Origin of the sequence: Alkalibacillus salilacus (genome assembly GCF_030812915.1) — a bacterium.
In the GTDB taxonomy this organism is placed as follows: Bacteria; Bacillota; Bacilli; order Bacillales; family Alkalibacillaceae; genus Alkalibacillus; species Alkalibacillus salilacus.
In genome coordinates this window covers 52,275-70,489 of sequence record NZ_JAUSTQ010000002.1, presented here as the reverse complement: position 1 = coordinate 70,489, position 18,215 = coordinate 52,275, and the positions used below count along the sequence as shown (strand labels likewise).

The 18,215-nt window shown below is 37.0% G+C and carries 19 protein-coding genes; 14 read left to right on the top strand and 5 right to left on the bottom strand.

The window, feature by feature from the left end; translation table 11 throughout:
• Window position 1 precedes the first annotated feature (1 nt).
• From rnz to J2S77_RS02500, 3 genes are read right to left on the bottom strand one after another with little or no spacing between them, the layout of a single operon-like run.
• A complete protein-coding gene (gene rnz / locus J2S77_RS02510) occupies window positions 2–928 on the bottom strand; it encodes a ribonuclease Z (RefSeq protein ID WP_306974349.1) in 927 nt (308 codons plus the stop codon).
• 24 nt (window positions 929–952) lie between these two features.
• Window positions 953–1,972, bottom strand: coding sequence for an NADPH dehydrogenase NamA (gene namA / locus J2S77_RS02505; protein WP_306974347.1), 1,020 nt, complete (start codon window positions 1,970–1,972; stop codon window positions 953–955).
• A gap of 6 nt (window positions 1,973–1,978) precedes the next feature.
• A complete protein-coding gene (locus J2S77_RS02500) occupies window positions 1,979–2,698 on the bottom strand; it encodes a glycerophosphodiester phosphodiesterase (protein WP_306974345.1) in 720 nt (239 codons plus the stop codon).
• A 70-nt stretch (window positions 2,699–2,768) separates the two neighbouring features.
• On the opposite strand from J2S77_RS02500, the gene J2S77_RS02495 reads away from it, so the two are divergent.
• On the top strand, window positions 2,769–4,385 hold the full coding sequence (locus tag J2S77_RS02495) for a M20/M25/M40 family metallo-hydrolase (protein ID WP_306974344.1): 1,617 nt from the start codon (window positions 2,769–2,771) through the stop codon (window positions 4,383–4,385).
• A 67-nt stretch (window positions 4,386–4,452) separates the two neighbouring features.
• Window positions 4,453–5,415 carry an MBL fold metallo-hydrolase gene (locus J2S77_RS02490; RefSeq protein WP_306974343.1) on the top strand — a complete coding sequence of 321 codons (963 nt, stop codon included), beginning with the start codon at window positions 4,453–4,455 and terminating at the stop codon, window positions 5,413–5,415.
• 65 nt (window positions 5,416–5,480) lie between these two features.
• Here J2S77_RS02490 and J2S77_RS02485 read toward each other — a convergent pair whose 3' ends face one another.
• Together J2S77_RS02485 and J2S77_RS02480 are read right to left on the bottom strand one after the other, a co-directional pair.
• On the bottom strand, window positions 5,481–6,407 hold the full coding sequence (locus J2S77_RS02485; protein WP_306974342.1) for an aldo/keto reductase: 927 nt from the start codon (window positions 6,405–6,407) through the stop codon (window positions 5,481–5,483).
• Window positions 6,408–6,550: 143 nt separating this feature from the next.
• Window positions 6,551–7,405, bottom strand: coding sequence for an MBL fold metallo-hydrolase (locus tag J2S77_RS02480; protein WP_306974340.1), 855 nt, complete (start codon window positions 7,403–7,405; stop codon window positions 6,551–6,553).
• Between the two features lie 225 nt (window positions 7,406–7,630).
• Here J2S77_RS02480 and J2S77_RS02475 point away from each other — a divergent pair, with 225 nt between their 5' ends.
• From J2S77_RS02475 to sigF, 12 genes are all read left to right on the top strand, one after another.
• The gene (locus tag J2S77_RS02475; protein ID WP_306974339.1) at window positions 7,631–8,182 is read left to right on the top strand and encodes an NUDIX domain-containing protein; all 552 of its coding nucleotides are present in this window, start codon (window positions 7,631–7,633) and stop codon (window positions 8,180–8,182) included.
• Window positions 8,183–8,186: 4 nt separating this feature from the next.
• Window positions 8,187–9,350: an endonuclease Q family protein gene (locus J2S77_RS02470; RefSeq protein WP_306974337.1), complete on the top strand. Its 1,164-nt coding sequence runs from the start codon at window positions 8,187–8,189 to the stop codon at window positions 9,348–9,350.
• A 78-nt stretch (window positions 9,351–9,428) separates the two neighbouring features.
• Window positions 9,429–10,061, top strand: coding sequence for a stage II sporulation protein M (spoIIM, locus tag J2S77_RS02465; RefSeq protein WP_306974335.1), 633 nt, complete (start codon window positions 9,429–9,431; stop codon window positions 10,059–10,061).
• A 110-nt stretch (window positions 10,062–10,171) separates the two neighbouring features.
• Window positions 10,172–10,609, top strand: coding sequence for a ferric iron uptake transcriptional regulator (fur, locus tag J2S77_RS02460; RefSeq protein WP_306974333.1), 438 nt, complete (start codon window positions 10,172–10,174; stop codon window positions 10,607–10,609).
• Between the two features lie 146 nt (window positions 10,610–10,755).
• Window positions 10,756–11,643 carry a site-specific tyrosine recombinase XerD gene (gene xerD, locus J2S77_RS02455; RefSeq protein ID WP_306974922.1) on the top strand — a complete coding sequence of 296 codons (888 nt, stop codon included), beginning with the start codon at window positions 10,756–10,758 and terminating at the stop codon, window positions 11,641–11,643.
• Window positions 11,644–11,754: 111 nt separating this feature from the next.
• Entirely contained in the window at window positions 11,755–12,933 is a 1,179-nt protein-coding gene (gene deoB, locus J2S77_RS02450) for a phosphopentomutase (protein ID WP_306974331.1), read from the top strand.
• Window positions 12,934–13,008: 75 nt separating this feature from the next.
• Window positions 13,009–13,830: a purine-nucleoside phosphorylase gene (locus tag J2S77_RS02445; protein ID WP_306974329.1), complete on the top strand. Its 822-nt coding sequence runs from the start codon at window positions 13,009–13,011 to the stop codon at window positions 13,828–13,830.
• Window positions 13,831–13,844: 14 nt separating this feature from the next.
• A complete protein-coding gene (locus tag J2S77_RS02440; RefSeq protein ID WP_306974327.1) occupies window positions 13,845–15,149 on the top strand; it encodes a pyrimidine-nucleoside phosphorylase in 1,305 nt (434 codons plus the stop codon).
• A gap of 154 nt (window positions 15,150–15,303) precedes the next feature.
• Entirely contained in the window at window positions 15,304–16,446 is a 1,143-nt protein-coding gene (locus tag J2S77_RS02435) for a D-alanyl-D-alanine carboxypeptidase family protein (protein WP_306974325.1), read from the top strand.
• Between the two features lie 101 nt (window positions 16,447–16,547).
• Entirely contained in the window at window positions 16,548–16,901 is a 354-nt protein-coding gene (spoIIAA, locus tag J2S77_RS02430; protein ID WP_306974323.1) for an anti-sigma F factor antagonist, read from the top strand.
• Window positions 16,898–17,338 carry an anti-sigma F factor gene (gene spoIIAB / locus J2S77_RS02425; RefSeq protein ID WP_167262453.1) on the top strand — a complete coding sequence of 147 codons (441 nt, stop codon included), beginning with the start codon at window positions 16,898–16,900 and terminating at the stop codon, window positions 17,336–17,338. The genes spoIIAA and spoIIAB overlap by 4 nt, the downstream gene beginning before the upstream one ends.
• A gap of 5 nt (window positions 17,339–17,343) precedes the next feature.
• Window positions 17,344–18,096 (top strand): RNA polymerase sporulation sigma factor SigF, encoded by a 753-nt coding sequence (gene sigF / locus J2S77_RS02420; RefSeq protein ID WP_306974320.1) that lies wholly within the window; start codon window positions 17,344–17,346, stop codon window positions 18,094–18,096.
• Window positions 18,097–18,215 lie beyond the last annotated feature (119 nt).

Below are 18,215 nucleotides of genomic sequence, written 5' to 3'. Positions count from 1 at the left end.
TCTATCCCTCCTTTTGGATTTGAAATGTATCGAAGTCATAGACGTAATTGACTGAAGGATGAATTTGTTTAAGTGTATCTAGTTCATTTTCTAAGTCTTGTCGTAAATACCGGCTTGAAATATGATTTAACAAGACATGTTTAACTTGCGCTTCATCTGCAATTTTAACAGCTTGTGTGTTAGTTGAATGGTTATAATCACTGGCTAAATCTGCATCTTCATCGATAAACGTTGCTTCATGGACTAACACGTTAGAATTTCGAATGAAATCAATCGTTCGATCATATGGCAATGTATCACCTAAAATAGCTATTTTTCTGCCTGGAATCATCGGCCCTGTCACGTCATCACGATTAATCGTCGTTCCATCATTTAATGTCACAACCTCATTCGCTTTAATTTGTTCATAAATGGGACCAGGCTTAATGCCTAAGCTTTTCAGACGATCTGGTAAAAGAGGGCCGATTTGATTAGCCTCTTCGATCACGAATCCATATGATGGAACCCCATGCACAAGTTGCATTGATTTAACCCGAATATGTTCATCTTCAAAGATGACTCCCTCATGAAGTTCTTGGTAATGGATCGGATACCTTAAGCGAGTTTCAGATAATGTTAGAGCAGATTCAACAAATTCCTGAACACCCTTAGGTCCATAGATCTCTAAAGTCGTATTGCCATCTTGAAATGATCGACTACTCAGTAATCCTGGTAAGCCAAAAATATGATCACCGTGAATATGAGTAATGAAAATTTTTGTAATTTTACGCGGTTTAATGGTCGTCTGTAAGATTTGGTGTTGAGTAGCTTCACCGCAATCAAAAAGCCAAATTTCATCACGTTCTTGATGCATTTGTAATGCCAATGAAGATACATTCCGTTGTTTAGAAGGAACGCCTGAACCAGTTCCTAAAAAAGTTAATTCCACGATGAATGCCTCCTATTAATGCTTTTATCGCCAACCACGTTCATATTGTTTCGGACTTTCTATTGTTTCATTTAATTCAAGAGCAGCTTGCTTAGCCCAATATGGATTAAGTAACATTTGTCTGCCGATAAAGATTAAATCAGCTCGGTTATTTTGAAGAATTTCTTCAGACTGAATGCCTGTTGTAATGAGACCTACGGCACCAGTTGATATTCTAGCTTGATTTCGAATTTGATCCGCCATAGGGATTTGATAGCCTGGGTAAGGTTTAATTCGAGCAGGCACAACGCCCCCTGAACTGCAGTCAATTAGAGAAATACCTTTTTGTTTTAATGCTTCTGATATTTGAATGATATCTGATAATTCATTACCTTTTTCATGGTATTCAGCTGTTGAAAGGCGAACGAAAATCGGTCCGTTCCAAGTTTGCTGGACAGCTTCAATAATCTCTAGCAAAAAGCGCATTCGATTATGTAAATCACCACCGTACTGATCATCACGTGTATTCGTTAAGGGTGATAGAAACTGGTTGATTAAATAGCCGTGTGCAGCGTGAATTTCGATAATATCAAAGTTTGCTTCACTTGCACGTCTAGCGGCGTCACCGAAGGCCTCGATTGTAGCCTGAATGTCGTCTTGTGTCATCTCTGTTGGCTTAGGTAATTGTTCATTAAATGGTAATGGAGAAGGCGCATGAATGGTTTCGTCTAAATTAGCTTTACGCCCTGCATGAGCTAATTGGATAGCTGATTTTGCCCCGTGAGCATGTATTCTTGAAGTCACTTGTTGTAGGCCATCGATCTGTTCATCAGACCAAATCCCAAGGTCTTCATATGAAATTCTACCCTCAGGTTGAACAGCTGATGCTTCAAGCATAACAAGACCAGCTTGACCCACTGCTCGACTTTCGTAATGTGTGATATGAAATGGTGTCACACGACCATCTTGATTATGGCATGAGTACATACACATAGGTGACATCACGATACGATTTTTAAGTTCTACATTTTCAAATGTAATAGGTGAAAAAAGTTTAGTATCCAAGGTTTGTCACTCCTTCATTAGATCTGGGATATCTGTTATTAACCCGTTAGCATGTAGATTTAAGCATTGTTTCCATTGTTTAGCTTTATTAACAGTAAAAACACGAAAAGGAATCTGTTTCGTCTGAATTTCATGAGTCATAGGGCCACCTAATAGACGCTGGTGAATATGAACACTATCTGCTCCAATAGCACCTAATTGATAAGCTAAGTTTTTGGTTCGCTTTTGTCTTAACCACGCCAGTTCTATGTGATTTTGAATTGAATGCAAATGATGAATAGTTGATGGATTAAAACAGGATAAGATTGTTCTATCTTCTAATCGAAAATGTTCGATAAGCTCAACTACCCGATCTTCAATTTGATGATATGGAATGGTATCTGTTTTTAATTCAATATTAAGGTGTAAATCGGTTGTTTTAACCCAATTTAACACTTGTTCAAGACTCGGTATGACGGCTTGGCTAAAATCCTGATGGAACCAACTGCCGGCATCAAGGGCTTGTAGTTCTTGAAGGGTGAAATGATTCACTAATCCAGAATGGTTTGTTGTTCGTTTCAGCGTTTCATCATGAATAACGACGATCTCATTATCACGTGATAAGTGAATATCAAGTTCAATTCCACCTGCTCCTTGTTTATGAGCTAATTGAAAAGCAGACATGGTGTTTTCTGGTGCATATCGGCTTGCGCCTCGGTGAGCAAAAATTTTCGTATGAATTGCCAACACCTCTTTCAATTCTCTGTTATGATTGTGGTGTATGATGTCAGAAAAGTCAATATAAAGGGTGACGATTATGAAATGGCAGTCAAAAGAAGAATTAAAACAGTTATTAATAGAGCTTGTTGAATATCCAAGTGTAACATATTCTAAGTCTGAAAAAGATATCGTGATTAGAATTTATGATTGGCTTCATGAAGCTTCATATTTTCAACAACATCCAGATTATCTTAACAAGATTCCACTGAGTGATGGACGTGAAGCTCTGATGGGCTTGGTTAAAGCAGAGCCAGAAACTGAAGACACGGTGATTTTACTAAGTCATATAGACGTTGTTGATACTGAAGGATATGGTGTGTTTCAAGATTTAGCCTTTTCTCCTAATCAATTAACAACTTCACTTAAACAACACCAAGATGCATTACCGCAAGAAGCTAGAGATGATTTAAGTAAAGGTGAATGGTTATTTGGTAGAGGGACGATGGATATGAAAGCTGGGACAGCTATACATTTATCGATGATTGAACGAGCCTTAAATGGAACGTTTTCTGGTAATGTGTTAATTTTAGTCGTTCCGGATGAAGAAGTGAATTCTCAAGGTATGATTGAATCTGTTAAGTATTTAGATGATTTTCAAAAACAACATAACTTAGCGTTTCAATTATGCATTAATAGTGAGTCGGCTTTCCGTCAGCATAGGGAAGACGAACAGAACTATGTTTATACAGGTTCTTTAGGTAAAGCATTACCAGGTTTCTTGTGCTATGGTAAAGAAACACATGTTGGCGAGCCATTTCAAGGATTAAATGCGAATTTCATGCTCAGTGTTCTCAATCATAAGCTTGAATTAAATACAGACTTTATTGAAAAAGTAGGGGAGGAAGTGACACCTCCACCTGTCAGCTTAATGATGCGAGATTTAAAAGAAGATTATTCGGTTAAAACGACGGTGAGTGCTGTAGCAATGTATAATATATTATTTATGAAACAAACCGTTTCTAATATAAATGCTAAGCTATTTTCGATTATGGAAGAAGCCAAAGAAGACATTGAAAACCATTTATTAAAGCAATATAACCAATACCAGTCAGTCGCCAATTTAGAAGGCTCTTCCTATCAGGTTTCAATTAATGTCCTAACATTTTCTCAACTGTATGATGAAGCTGTAAAACGTCATGGAGAACAATACATTCATCATAAATTAGAACAGATAAATGAAAATTCTCGGTTAACTGAACGGGAATTAACGATCCAATTCGTACAAGAACTCTCTAAGTTTTGCCAACACTTGGCACCAATGATGGTGTTGTTTTATAGTCCACCATTTTACCCTGCTGTTACTAGTAATAGTCGAAAAGTAATGAACGTTGTGGATGAGGTTCAATCCGCTATTTCATCAGAAGGTTATGATAGTAAGCGAAAATTTTATTTTAACGGAATATCTGATTTGAGTTTTATAGGAGAACAATTGAACGAAGAATATGATATAAGTTTATTAGCCCAAAACATGCCCCTGCAGCGTTTTCATGGACATTATATTACAAAATCAAATATAGCTATTCCAACCGTTAATGTTGGTCCGTATGGTAAAGTTCCTCATCAGTGGACAGAGCGATTAGAATTAGAGTATTCATTCAACGTATTACCTGATATTTTGTCCAGTGCAATAGAAAAGGTCTTTTATGAATCGTGATCGAATTAGATTTTATTAGTAATATTGTAATATAATAATAAGAAATGTTGTAAAGGTGGCTTATTCTATGAATAATACGATATATCAAATAACTTTACCTACACCATATGCGGTGGGGGACGTGCATTGTTATATATTAAAAGAAGACCCGATTACGATGTTTGATGCAGGTGTTGACACGGAGGAAGCTTGGGAAGCCATGGTGAAACAATTAAATGAAATGGGTCTGAAACCAAACGATATTCAACAAATTGTTCTGACCCATCACCATCCAGATCATACAGGGCTTATTCATCGATTTGAAAATGTAAATGCTGTGTACGGGCATGCTATTACAAATCTGTGGTTAAAACAAGATGAAGCTTATTTCGCTCATTATGAAGCCTATTTTTCATCCCTATATGACAAGTTTGCAGTTCCCGAACAGTATCGTAATGTTCAAAAAACGATCCACAATGCTTTTCGTTTTCAAGGAAAGCGTGAATTAACGAACATCATTGATGAAGGTCAAGAGATACCTGGTCTTGAGAACTGGCGTATTATAGAAACGAAAGGTCATGCACAAAGTCATTTGTCTTTCCTAAACGAAATGGATCACACAATGGTGGCAGGGGATCATTTATTAAAACACATTTCATCAAATCCGATTTTAGAAGCACCACTTCCAGGAAATGAACGCCCCAAACCATTGTTACATTATCGAAGAACTTTAAAGAATTTACAGTCATTCAATATTGAAACGGTCTTACCTGGTCACGGTGACATATTTGAGTTTCAACCTAAATTAATCGATCATCGCCTGCAGAGGCAGGAAGAACGAGCTCAAAAAGTTTTGGATTATGTTCGAGATCATGAGGTAACCCCATTTGAAGTCTGTCAGTTTTTATTCCCGAAACATTATGATAAACAATTTGGGTTAACGATGTCTGAAACGATTGGGCAACTCGATTATTTGGAAGAAGCGGGATATGTGGATTCAATCATAAGAAATGGTGTATTAACATATAAACTAGCACCATTATATACGTAAGTGAGGTGCTTACATCAATAATAATAGCTGAGCATAATCTGGTGATTTGCTCAGCTATTAGTGTTTTAAGCACGGTGTTGCTCATATATTTGAGTTTTTAATGAAGGCATTAGATTGTTGAAAATGTACGATTCAGTCGGACGGTTGTGATAAGCTTCAAGATTCTTTCTAACTTGTTCTGGATGACTTGCTCCTAAAATTAAACTTGAAACAGCAGGGTGTTCTAATGCATAACTCATAGCTAGAGCTTGAGGTGAAACCTCATGATTGTTTGCGGTTAATTCTACCTGTTCAATCAAATGTTTCAGTTCTTCTGCACTATAATCTAGAAAACCATTCTGACCCTTTGTTTTCCATTGTTTTATTCCTTGGTCCGTTAGCATTCCTTTGCCTAATGCACCGCGAACCATCACACTAACTTGATGATCATCTAAATAGTCGAGCATATTCTCTTCAGGTCGTCTATCGATCATACTATATTGCATCATAACACTTGATATGTTCATGCGATTAACGAATGCTTTAATGACATTAGGGCGAATTGAAGATAATCCGACATGACGAATTAACCCTTCTTGTTGTAATTCCTCAAATGTTTCAACAACTTCATCTATTGGGTCTTCGATTGTCCCGCCATGAAGCTGGTATAGATCGACGTCATCTAAACCTAAACGAAGTAGACTATTTTTAACAGCTTCTTTTAGGTGAGCTTTAGATGGATCCCAATACCAATTGTCTTGACCAGGTTCAAAATGATTACCACCTTTAGTCGCAATTATGAGGTTGTCACGATTCCCTTTTATAGCTTTGCCGACTATTTTTTCATTTTCTCCAAAACCATATAAATCGGCTGTATCCAAGTAATTGATTCCATTTTGAGTAGCTTCCTTAATAATAGCTTGAGCATTTTGTTCATCTGTCCCTAAATTCATACATCCTAAGCCAATTTCGGAAACATGTAAGTCTGTTTGTCCTAATCTATTCGTTTGCATCGTTTGATCCCTCCTTAGACTATATTTTACTGCTCATAAAAGTTAGAAACAAACGTCACTGTGTTCTGAATCATTAAAAGATGGAAGAGAAGAGCTTTTTGTTTACAATGAAGAATTTATAGACATTTACATTATAGTCTTTGTTAATGTTCATCCCTATTAACATATTCACCGTAATCGGGCACAGCAATATGATCGAAATCTTGAACCAATTTCTCTAAACTCTCCGATAATAATTCACCAGATATCGGCATTCCGTGGCCTGTAATGGCAACAGACGGGTTCAACTGTTGTAATTTTTCGACTGATTCCTTCGCAGCTTTCCAATCAGGTGTGAGGTACCTTGGTGGTCCGCTTATTTCCTGTTGTTGCGTTAACACTTTTAAAAGGGATTCTTGTTTAACTGTAATAAATGCGTCTCCTACAATTAGTGTTCTGTCATCTTCTCTGAATAACGAAATATGTCCTGGCGTGTGCCCAGGTGTATGAATCCAATTAAAACCAGACATATATGGGACACTTCTATCAGAAGGGAGTTTTTCTACATACTCTCCTAAGTTGACAGGCTCATTAGGGAACATTGATGATAGCTTTGCCACCATACCACCTTCAACTGAAGGATCTGGTTCTGGATAGCTCTTTTCTCCTGTTAAAAAAGGTAACTCTAACTCATGAGCATAAACAGGAATTTTCCAGTGGTCAATCAAGTCGATTATTGCACCAACATGATCGAAATGACCATGTGTTAAGATGATTGCCTTAGGACGACTATTTGGACCAAAACGTTCTTCTACAACAGAAATGATCTCGTTTGCAGATTCAGGCATTCCTGCATCGACTAAAACAAAGTCTTCCTTACTACTGCCAACTAAAATTATATTAACGATCTGGATAGTATGGCTGTACAAATCTGGCAATACATTAATTCCGACACCGCTGCCTATAGAAGTTGCCGGGATATATTTATAATCATCACCATAGTTCATATCTTTATCCATTTAAAAGCCTCCTCAAAATTGTCTAGATACCACTTTATTCTCTCTAATATTAAAGTAATTATCATGACGATTAATTTCTTTTGAAAAAATGAGCACAAACCAAAATGGGAAGATTATTTTGTTGTTGTAACATATATGATCTTCTCTCATCTGACTAGTAAAGTGTGCTCGATCCTCCATATAATCTGACTTAGTTATGATAAAATGAATACGAGGTGAACTAATTTGAGTAAATTTTTTGAGAAAACAATCCATACAGAATCTATTTATAAAGGAAAAGTTATTAATGTTGACGTAGAAGATGTTGAACTTCCTGATGGGCAGGTATCAAAGCGGGAATTAGTGAGGCATCCTGGAGCTGTTGGTATTTTAGCCCTTACAGATGAAGGTCGGATCGTGATGGTCGAACAATACCGTAAAGCATTAGGGAAAAGTATTATTGAGATTCCAGCTGGAAAATTGGAAGAAGGAGAAGAGCCTAAAATAACAGCAAACCGTGAGTTAGAAGAGGAAACAGGTTATCAGGCAAACCAACTTGACTATTTGGTTTCCTATTACACATCGCCAGGTTTTGCTGATGAAATTATTTACTTATATCAAGCAACAGGATTAAACCTATTAGAGCAACGCCCTGATATGGACGAAGATGAATTCGTTGACCTAATTGAGGTAACAGTAGAAGAAGCATTAGATTTGGTTAAAATGGAACGCATCCATGATGCAAAAACAATTCAGGCGATCTATTACGTCATGGTTGAACGTCTAAAGGGTGAATAAATAGATGCAAACCTATTATTTTGATGGCCATATTCATATCGGTCGTACTAAAGAGAATCAGGCTGTAAAAATTACGGCATCAGATCAGCTAACTCTTCATCAAATTATTTCATTTGTCAAAGAAGCAAAAGGGCTCGATATGATTGGCATAATTGATGCACATTCACCATTCGTTTTCGAAGAGTGTCTTGAGTTAGTACAGGAGCATGGTTTCGAGGAATTAGAAGGAGGAGGTTTATCAGATGGAGAGTTAACGATTTTACTTGGTAGTGAAATTGAACTCTATGATCACAATTGTTCTGGTCCTATTCACGTTTTGTGTTATGTTCCAACATTAAAACAAATGAAATCATTTTCAAATTGGTACCAGTCTTATGTGAGTAATCCTCACTTAAGTTCACAAAGGATCTATTGTGATGCTCAAACATTACAGTCTGAAGTAAAAGCTCGTAGCGGGTTATTCATACCAGCACATATTTTCACACCGTTTAAAAGCTTGTACGGAAAAGGCGTTAAGACACACCTGTCTGAAGTTTTTGAGCCCAATGATATTGATGCAATTGAACTTGGTTTGAGTTGCGATACATCTATGGCGAATGTTATTAGTGAATTAAAAGATTATACTTTTCTAACGAATTCAGATGCACATTCGTTAGAAATGATAGGTCGAGAATATCAAGCGTTATCGTTGGAACAGCCAAGCTTTGATTCGCTTAGACAAGCCTTATCAGAGAAGGGTGAGTCGAAAGTCAGCTATAACTATGGTTTAAATCCCAAGCTAGGCAAGTATTATTCATCAGTTTGTCAGTCTTGTCATCGTCAAATTCATAATCCATCGCAATGTGAATATTGTCATTCAACCAAAATATTAAAGGGTGTACCAAATCGTATAAATGAAATAGCTATGAGCCAAGGCCATATAGTCAAACCGAAACGGCCTCCTTATATCTCACAAGTACCATTAAAATATATTCCTGGATTAGGCCCTAAATCATTATCAAAATTAAGGAAGCATCTACATCATGATATGTATGTGATTCATGATGCAAGCTTTGAAGAGATCCAAACTGTAACAAATGAGCAAATCGCTTCTCGAATTATAGCTTTACGTGAAGGTAATTTAGCTATTACTCCGGGTGGTGGGGGCCGATATGGTAAAATGAATTAATTTTAAAAGATAGATGTTCTACATTTATTTCTATTAACATAGGGTTTTAATAGAGTTGAAATGAATGGAGGATATCGCATGAAGTATTGGCCTAATGCACTGACAATACCCGTCCAACCTTATTTGAGTCTTTACGTCTTTCTATTTATTTTGTGGTCAATCGGGGTTGTGTTTGGTTCAATGATGGTTAGTAGTCTTGATTTCTTACAACAACAAGATTTATTTTTCTTTGTTGAACAATATTTTCAATCCGTTCAAAACGAATCAAGAATATGGCTGTCTGATCTAACAGACTCACTATGGACGCATGGTAAGTTTCTAACATTTATATTTCTATTTGGTTTGTCGTTTGTGGGATTACCAGTTGCTTGGTTTTTGTTATTTTTTAAAGGCGTTGTCGTTGGATTTACAGTAGGGTTTTTAGTCCATCAATTATCATGGCAAGGTTTTTTCTTATCATTATTAGCTATTGCGCCACAGAATGTATTCATTGTCGCAGCTTATCTCATTATGACAACAAGTAGTATTGTATTTACGTTACACGTCTTGAGAATTTTATTTATTAAGCATCAAAGTTCACGGACATTAGGAGATGCAACCCGACATTATTTAAAATCCTATGTGATTGGGATTGTGTTAGTTTGTTTCGGTTCGTTAGTGGAAGTTTCGGTTTCCTTTCATGCCTTAAGTTGGATGGCTGATAAATTGTAATTATTATAAAAAGATAATGATTTTTATGAGCAATTTAAAATTATTATAATTTGACACTCTACCTCCCGTTTTTTATAATATGAGTGTATGACATGAGGGGAGAGATACGAGTGGAAGACCGTATTGAAAACATAAAGAAGCAATTGCACTCACAAAGTTATAAATTAACACCTCAACGCGAGGCGACTGTCCGAGTGTTGCTAGAGCGTGAACAAGACCATTTAAGTGCAGAAGATGTCTATCTCCTCGTGAAAGATAAAGCGCCAGAAATTGGTTTGGCGACTGTTTATCGGACACTAGAATTATTAACCGAGCTTAAAGTTGTTGATAAAATCAATTTCGGTGACGGGGTTTCACGTTATGATTTAAGAAAAGAAGGAGCTGAACATTTTCATCACCATTTAGTCTGTGTTGAATGCGGTTCAGTTACAGAGATTGAAGAAGATTTGCTCGGTGATGTAGAAGACATTGTCGAATCAAAATTTGAATTTGATGTTCGTGACCATCGTTTAACCTTTCATGGGGTATGCAAGAATTGTCATAATTAAATTAATATGTGATAAGGCCTTTTTCAAAATTGAAAAAGGCCTTTTATGATGGCTATTAAATAAGCATGGTGGCGTACATTTAGAATGAGCCATGTTATAATTAAGTTGATGCACCTTAGCTTGATCTAAAAGGGGTCCAGATTATGATTAATGATGCCACACAAGATTTTTTACATTTTTTAAAAATTGAAAAAGGGTTGGCAGATAATTCGATTCAGTCGTATCGCCGTGACCTAAAACAGTACATATCCTATTTAACCGAAACTGAAGATATTTCGTCGCTTGAGGCAATAGAACGTCACCATATTAGAGGCTTGCTAAATGAGATGAAAGTAAATGGTAAATCATCAGCTAGTATAACTAGAATGATTTCAACCTTAAGATCTTTTCATCAGTTTATTGTGCGTGAATATCAAATTTCACATGATCCCACTTTACATATTGAACGACCAAAATCAGAACGCCAACTACCAAAAGTATTAACTAATGATGAGGTCGAGCGATTATTAAGTGTTTCAGGTGATAAACCGATAGATTTACGTAATCAAGCCATGTTTGAGACACTTTATGCGACAGGGTTACGTATTTCTGAATTGCTGTCGTTAACAATTGATGACCTCCATCTTCTGATGGGATTCGTTCGAATTGTTGGTAAAGGTGGAAAGGAACGGATTGTCCCACTTGGTAAGCATGCACAAGAAGCCATTCAAAATTATGTTGATTATGGACGTCACAAATTGTTAAAAAATCAAACAAATCAGGCGTTATTCTTAAACCATCGAGGGAATACCATGACTAGGCAAGGTTTTTGGAAAGTACTAAAAAAGCATGCACGTGAGCAACATATTTTTAAAGAGATCACGCCTCATATGCTGCGCCATTCGTTTGCTACGCATTTATTAGAGAATGGGGCTGATTTACGAGCAGTACAAGAGATGTTGGGTCATGCTGATATATCGACGACTCAAATTTATACACACGTATCAAAAGCAAGATTGACAGAAATTTATAAAGATTTTCATCCCCGTGCATAATGGAACAAGATTATGATATAGTGATAGTCGTTTCCTTAGATTAATTCGCTTTCAAAATTGAAGCGGTTACAGAAAGATCAAGATAAAGGATAGAAAGTGGAGGTTTATAACATGTCATTTAATCGAGTATTTTTAATTGTTATGGATTCTGTGGGAATTGGAGAAGCACCAGATGCTAAACATTTTAATGATGTTGGTGCAGACACCCTAGGTCATACAGCGCAGCATATGGGTGGTTTGAACATGCCTAACATGGAACGTTTAGGTCTAGGTAATATTCGTGAAGTAGAAGGGGTTCAAGCTATTGACCAACCAGAAGCTCATCATACTCGTATGGTAGAAGCGTCAGCTGGTAAAGATACGATGACAGGTCATTGGGAAATTATGGGACTACGCATTGATCAACCATTCCGTGTATTTCCAGACGGATTCCCAGACGAACTTGTTAAGCGTTTAGAAGAAAAGACAGGTCGGAAAGTAATCGGCAATAAACCTGCTTCTGGTACTGAAATTATTAAAGAATTAGGTCCTGAGCATGTTGAAACAGGAGCTTTGATTGTTTATACATCAGCGGACTCTGTTTTACAAATTGCGGCACATGAAGAAGTGATCCCAGTCGAAGAGCTATATGAAATTTGTGAGTTTGCACGAGAAATTACGAAAGACGAGCCATACATGATTGGTCGTATCATTGCACGCCCATTTGTAGGTGAACCTGGATCATTTGAACGTACATCTAATCGTCATGACTATGCATTAAAACCCTTTGGTCGTACAGTGATGAACTTCCTAGAAGACGATGGCTATGATGTCGTTGCCTTAGGTAAGATTTCAGACATTTACGATGAAGAAGGTGTGACTGAAGCCATTCGCACTGATGATAATTCTGATGGGATGGATAAACTAGTCGCATCCATGGATAAAGATTTTAATGGCTTAAACTTCTTAAATTTGGTTGATTTTGATGCTAAATACGGCCACCGTCGTGACCCACAAGGTTATGGTGAAGCTCTAGAAGAATTCGATCGTCGTTTACCTGAAGTCTTAGATAAATTAAAAGAAGATGACTTATTATTAATTACAGCTGACCACGGTAATGATCCGATTCATCATGGAACAGATCACACTCGTGAATATGTACCATTAATTGCTTATCACAAAGGGATTTCTACTGGACAAGCGATGTCAGAACGTCAAACATTTGCCGACATTGGTGCAACAGTTGCTGAAAACTTTAAGACTAAGCAACCGGAACACGGACAAAGCTTTTTAAACGATTTAACTAAATAATTAAATAGTCTGGGAAACAGTTAGCTGAAACTGTTTCCCTGCGTTTTGATAAGATATCGAAAAGGAGATGGAGTTATGTCAGTCTTAAAACAAATTCAAGAATCTGAGCAATATATTACTCAGCAATTAAACGCTTCTAAACCGACAATCGGTCTAATTCTAGGTTCTGGTTTAGGGATATTAGCTGAAGAGATTGAAAACCCAGTTACAATCTCATATTCTGAAATCCCACATTTTCCTCAATCGACCGTTTCTGGTCATAAGGGACAATTAGTTGTTGGTAAACTACAAGGGAAACAAGTCGTCGCTATGCAAGGGCGTTTTCACTATTATGAAGGTTATGATATGCAACATGTGACATTCCCAGTACGTGTCATGAAACAGTTAGGTGTAGAAAAGCTATTAGTGACAAATGCTGCAGGTGGCATTAATGAATCATTTGATCCTGGTGATTTAATGATTATTCAAGATCATATTAACAACATGGGGGACAACCCTCTAATCGGAAAAAATATTGATGAACTTGGACCGCGTTTCCCTGATATGTCAGAAGCGTATGACCGTGAATTACGTAAATTAGCGGAAGCAGCTGCTGCAGACTTAAATTTGTCTGTTCGTAAAGGTGTTTATGTAGGTAATACTGGACCAACATATGAGACAGCAAGTGAAGTTAAAATGCTAAGAACATTAGGTGGCGATGCTGTCGGTATGTCTACAGTACCAGAAGTTATTGTAGCTAACCATGCTGGCATTGATGTCTTGGGTATCTCATGTATTTCTAACATGGCAGCTGGTATCTTGGATCAACCGCTCTCCCACGATGAAGTTATTGAAACAACTGAAAAAGTAAGACAACAATTCATTCAACTCGTGAAACAAATTATACAAACGATGTAAAGGAGGCGCTTTTAATGCGCATGAACGATATTATTGAAAAAAAACGTGACGGTATAGCTTTAACAGATGAAGAAATTAATTTCTTTATCGATGGTTATACAGACGGCACCATCCCTGATTATCAAGCGAGTGCCTTATCGATGGCAATCTATTTTAATGGGATGACCGAACAGGAACGTGCAACACTCACTATGCGTATGGTTGAGTCAGGCGATACGATTGATTTATCACCAATTGAAGGAATCAAGGTTGATAAGCACTCTACTGGCGGGGTTGGTGATACGACTACATTAGTATTAGCACCATTAGTAGCAGCAGTAGGCGTTCCAGTTGCGAAAATGAGTGGTCGTGGACTAGGACATACAGGAGGTACGATCGATAAGCTTGAAGCGGTTCCAGGTTTTCACGTTGAAATTGAAAATGACGAGTTTATCCGACTAGTGAATGAAAATAAAATTTCTGTTATTGGTCAATCAGGTAATTTAACACCTGCAGACAAAAAATTATATGGTCTACGTGATGTAACTGCAACTGTTAACTCGATTCCTCTCATCGCCAGCTCAATTATGAGTAAGAAGATTGCTGCAGGTGCTGATGCGATTGTTTTAGACGTTAAAACAGGTGCAGGTGCCTTTATGAAGAGTGAAGAGGAATCAATTGAACTCGCTAAGGCAATGGTGTCGATTGGTAATAATGTTGGTCGACAAACGATGGCAGTGATTAGTGATATGGGACAACCACTAGGTCGAGCAATTGGTAATGCTTTAGAAGTAGAAGAAGCCATTAAGACATTACGCGGTGAAGGACCAGAAGATTTAACTGAATTATCATTAACTCTGGGTAGTCAGATGGTAGTAGTAGGTGGACAGGCTGAAACATTAGCTGAAGCTCGTGAAAAATTAGAAGCCGTGATCGAGAATGGTCAAGCACTTGAGACCTTTAAAACTTTCCTTTCATCTCAAGGCGGCGATGCTTCAGTCGTAGACAATGTTGATGGTTTACCACATGCTAAATATCAAATTGAACTACCAGCTAAAACATCTGGTTACGTTAGTGAAATTATTGCTGACGAAATCGGCCAGGCAGCTAGCTTATTAGGAGCAGGACGTCAGACAAAGGATTCTGTCATTGATTTAGCTGTAGGATTAGTTCTTAATAAGAAAGTCGGCGATTACGTAGAAGAAGGCGAATCCCTTGTAACGATTCACAGTAATCAAGAGAATGTAGATTCAATTAAAGAAAAACTATACCACAATATGACCATTACGAGTGAACAAATTGAAGCTCCAGCATTAATCAAAACGATTGTTTCTGAATAAATAAGATCTCCAACCCAAGGTGTTTCGTATCTAAACGAGACATCTTGGGTTTTTTAGTATTTCAATCAATTCCTCTTTTCTATAATTATAATTTATTTGTCATAATTTCTGTTTCTTTGGAAAAAATATCTATTAGAAATGGAGGGATTGAATAATGCGTCAACTATGTATCATAACATTATTATTCAGTGTACTAATGCCAACGACTATATTTGCTAACGAGAAGGAGTCATTAGTTAAATCGGCAAAATCTGCTGTTTTACTGGAAGCAGATACAGGTGAAGTTTTATTTGATGAAGAAGGTGATAAACGGTTGCCGCCAGCTAGTATGACTAAACTTATGTCGATGTTACTAATCGTAGAAGCAATCAATGAAGGAGAATTAAAATTAAGTGATACCATTCAGATTAGTGAGAATGCCGCATCAATGGGTGGATCACAAATTTATTTAGAAGCCTTTGAAGAAATGAAAGTAGAAGAATTGTTAAAAGCAGTTGCTGTAGCTTCGGCGAATGATGCTACAGTCGCTTTAGCTGAAGCGGTGGCCGTTACAGAACAAGCTTTTATTGATCAAATGAATAAAAAAGTAGATGATTTAGGTTTAGAAAATACACAATTTAAAAATACGACAGGTTTACCAGATGAGGATCATTATAGTACCGCTAATGATATGGCTGTTATAGCACGAGCGCTATTAGAATACGACATGATTACGGAATATACCAAGATATATGAAGATTATTTACGTGAAGGAACAGATGATGAATTTTGGTTAGTTAATACGAATCGCCTTGTCAAATTTTATCAGGGGTTAGATGGGCTAAAAACTGGTTACACAGATGAAGCTGAATATTGCTTGACGGCAACAGCCAAGCGTGGAAATATGCGATTAATTTCAGTCGTGATGGGGGCAGAATCTCCACAGAAACGTAATGCGGATACAACGGCATTATTGGATTATGCATTCAGTCAGTACCATGTTGACCCACTTTATTCTAGTGAAGAATCAGTTTATGAATATGATCACGTGAAATCTAGTCAAAATCCAATCCATCTCACCCCAAAACGTGATGTCACTTTACTATTAAAAAAAGGTGAAACTTCCGATGATATAGAAACAGATGTCTCGCTTAAAAAATCTAGGTGGCCAGTGTCTAAAGGGGATGAGTTAGGGCAGATTACAGTGAAGAAAGACGGTGAAATCATCAACGAAACACCACTTGTAGTAAGAGATGAGATACAACCATCTTCCGTATGGAGTCTTTGGGGACGTATGTTGAAACAACTAAATGATTAGCTTTTTGCGTCGAATGGACACTAGTTTTGTTTTTTAGAAGGAATAAGAATGATCAAAGAAGAACAAGGTTCAATAGCATGTTGAAAAAGGAGGAAAAGCTATTGGGTCTTGTTTCTTATTTTGAACAAAAAGAAAATGTTTTGTTAATTCGTTTAGTTGGAGAGCTAGATCACCATGAAGCTGAAACATTGAAAACGGATTGGGAAAGTTACCTTAGTACAGGAGACATAAAGCATGTCATTGTGAATTTGGAACAGTTAAGCTTTATGGATTCTTCAGGATTAGGTGTGTTTTTAGGTCGTTATAAACAAGTTAAAGCTTTAGAGGGTGAAATGGTGGTGTGTTCGATTAATCGTTCTGTTAAACGATTGTTTGAGCTCTCTGGTCTTTTTAAGGTTGTGCAAACTGAAGCAAATGAAGCTGATGCCTTATCTCGATTGGGGGTGGCATCATGACTAATCATATGAAAGTAGAAATGGCAGCGAAAAGTGAAAACGAATCATTTGCCCGTGTTGTCATTGCTTCTTTTATTTCACAACTTGATCCGACTTTAGACGAATTAACGGAAGTTAAAACGGTTATATCTGAAGCTGTAACGAACGCCATAATCCATGGCTATGAAGCAAATGAAGAAGGAGTCGTTATATTAGCGTGTTCAATTGAAGATGATGAAGTGACTATTTGGGTTCAAGATTTTGGTCGTGGAATTGATGATGTTCACGAAGCGATGGAACCCATGTATACATCAAAACCAGAATTAGAACGTTCGGGTATGGGCTTTACTATTATGGAGAATTTTATGGATCAACTTGATGTTCATTCTTCTGAAACAGGTACAACAGTAACATTGGTTAAACGGTTTAATCATGATCATCGGCCAATTGCGAAGTGATGTGTATGAGAGAAAATACTCAAGTACAAGAATCACAGGCACTGTCTCATGAAGAACTGATATCGTTAATCCAAAAAAGTCAGCAAGGAGATACAAAAGCTCGTGATAAGATTATTGAACGTAATACTCGACTGGTTTGGTCCGTTGTTCAGCGCTTTATTAACAGGGGTTATGAAGCAGATGATTTATTTCAAATAGGATGTGTCGGTTTAATTAAATCGATTGATAAATTTGATATAAGTTATGAAGTTCGTTTTTCTACGTATGCAGTTCCTATGATTATCGGTGAAATTCAAAGGTTTATTAGAGACGATGGTACAATTAAAGTCAGTCGATCGTTAAAAGAGTTAAACCATAAAATTCGAGCAAAAACCGAAGAATTAACAAAGCAATTTAATCGTTCACCTTCAATGAAGGAATTAAGTGAGGCTTTAGAAATCCCACAAGAAGATCTTGTTTTGGCGATTGAAGCTAATCAAGGGACTCATTCAATTCATGAAACCGTTTATGAGAATGAAGGTGACCCGATAACTTTGATGGATCAAATTGCTGATCAAGATTCTAATTGGTTTGATCACATTGCGCTAAGAGAAGCAATTGAACAACTCGATCAACGAGAGCAATTAATTATTTACATGCGTTATTATAAAGATCAAACACAAGCAGATGTCGCAAAAAGACTGCAAATATCACAAGTTCAAGTTTCAAGGTTAGAAAAAAGTATTTTAGCTAAACTCGAAGATTGGCTAAATTCATAGTTGATGACAAAAGCGATTTCGTAAAATGCGAAATCGCTTTTTGTTATTTATAAGGATTGTTAATACATGCTTTAAATGGAATCGGACATAATATAACTGAAAATCAATTAAGGAAGGAT

Bases quoted from the DNA above. Each gene is read 5' to 3' on its own strand.
- J2S77_RS02495 (WP_306974344.1), top strand. From the start codon at position 2,769: ATGAAATGGCAGTCAAAAGAAGAATTAAAACAGTTATTAATAGAGCTT.
- J2S77_RS02490 (WP_306974343.1), top strand. From the start codon at position 4,453: ATGAATAATACGATATATCAAATAACTTTACCTACACCATATGCGGTG.
- J2S77_RS02485 (WP_306974342.1), bottom strand. From the start codon at position 6,407: ATGCAAACGAATAGATTAGGACAAACAGACTTACATGTTTCCGAAATT.
- J2S77_RS02480 (WP_306974340.1), bottom strand. From the start codon at position 7,405: ATGGATAAAGATATGAACTATGGTGATGATTATAAATATATCCCGGCA.
- J2S77_RS02470 (WP_306974337.1), top strand. From the start codon at position 8,187: ATGCAAACCTATTATTTTGATGGCCATATTCATATCGGTCGTACTAAA.
- spoIIM (WP_306974335.1), top strand. From the start codon at position 9,429: ATGAAGTATTGGCCTAATGCACTGACAATACCCGTCCAACCTTATTTG.
- deoB (WP_306974331.1), top strand. From the start codon at position 11,755: ATGTCATTTAATCGAGTATTTTTAATTGTTATGGATTCTGTGGGAATT.
- J2S77_RS02445 (WP_306974329.1), top strand. From the start codon at position 13,009: ATGTCAGTCTTAAAACAAATTCAAGAATCTGAGCAATATATTACTCAG.
- J2S77_RS02440 (WP_306974327.1), top strand. From the start codon at position 13,845: ATGCGCATGAACGATATTATTGAAAAAAAACGTGACGGTATAGCTTTA.
- J2S77_RS02435 (WP_306974325.1), top strand. From the start codon at position 15,304: ATGCGTCAACTATGTATCATAACATTATTATTCAGTGTACTAATGCCA.
- spoIIAB (WP_167262453.1), top strand. From the start codon at position 16,898: ATGACTAATCATATGAAAGTAGAAATGGCAGCGAAAAGTGAAAACGAA.
- sigF (WP_306974320.1), top strand. From the start codon at position 17,344: ATGAGAGAAAATACTCAAGTACAAGAATCACAGGCACTGTCTCATGAA.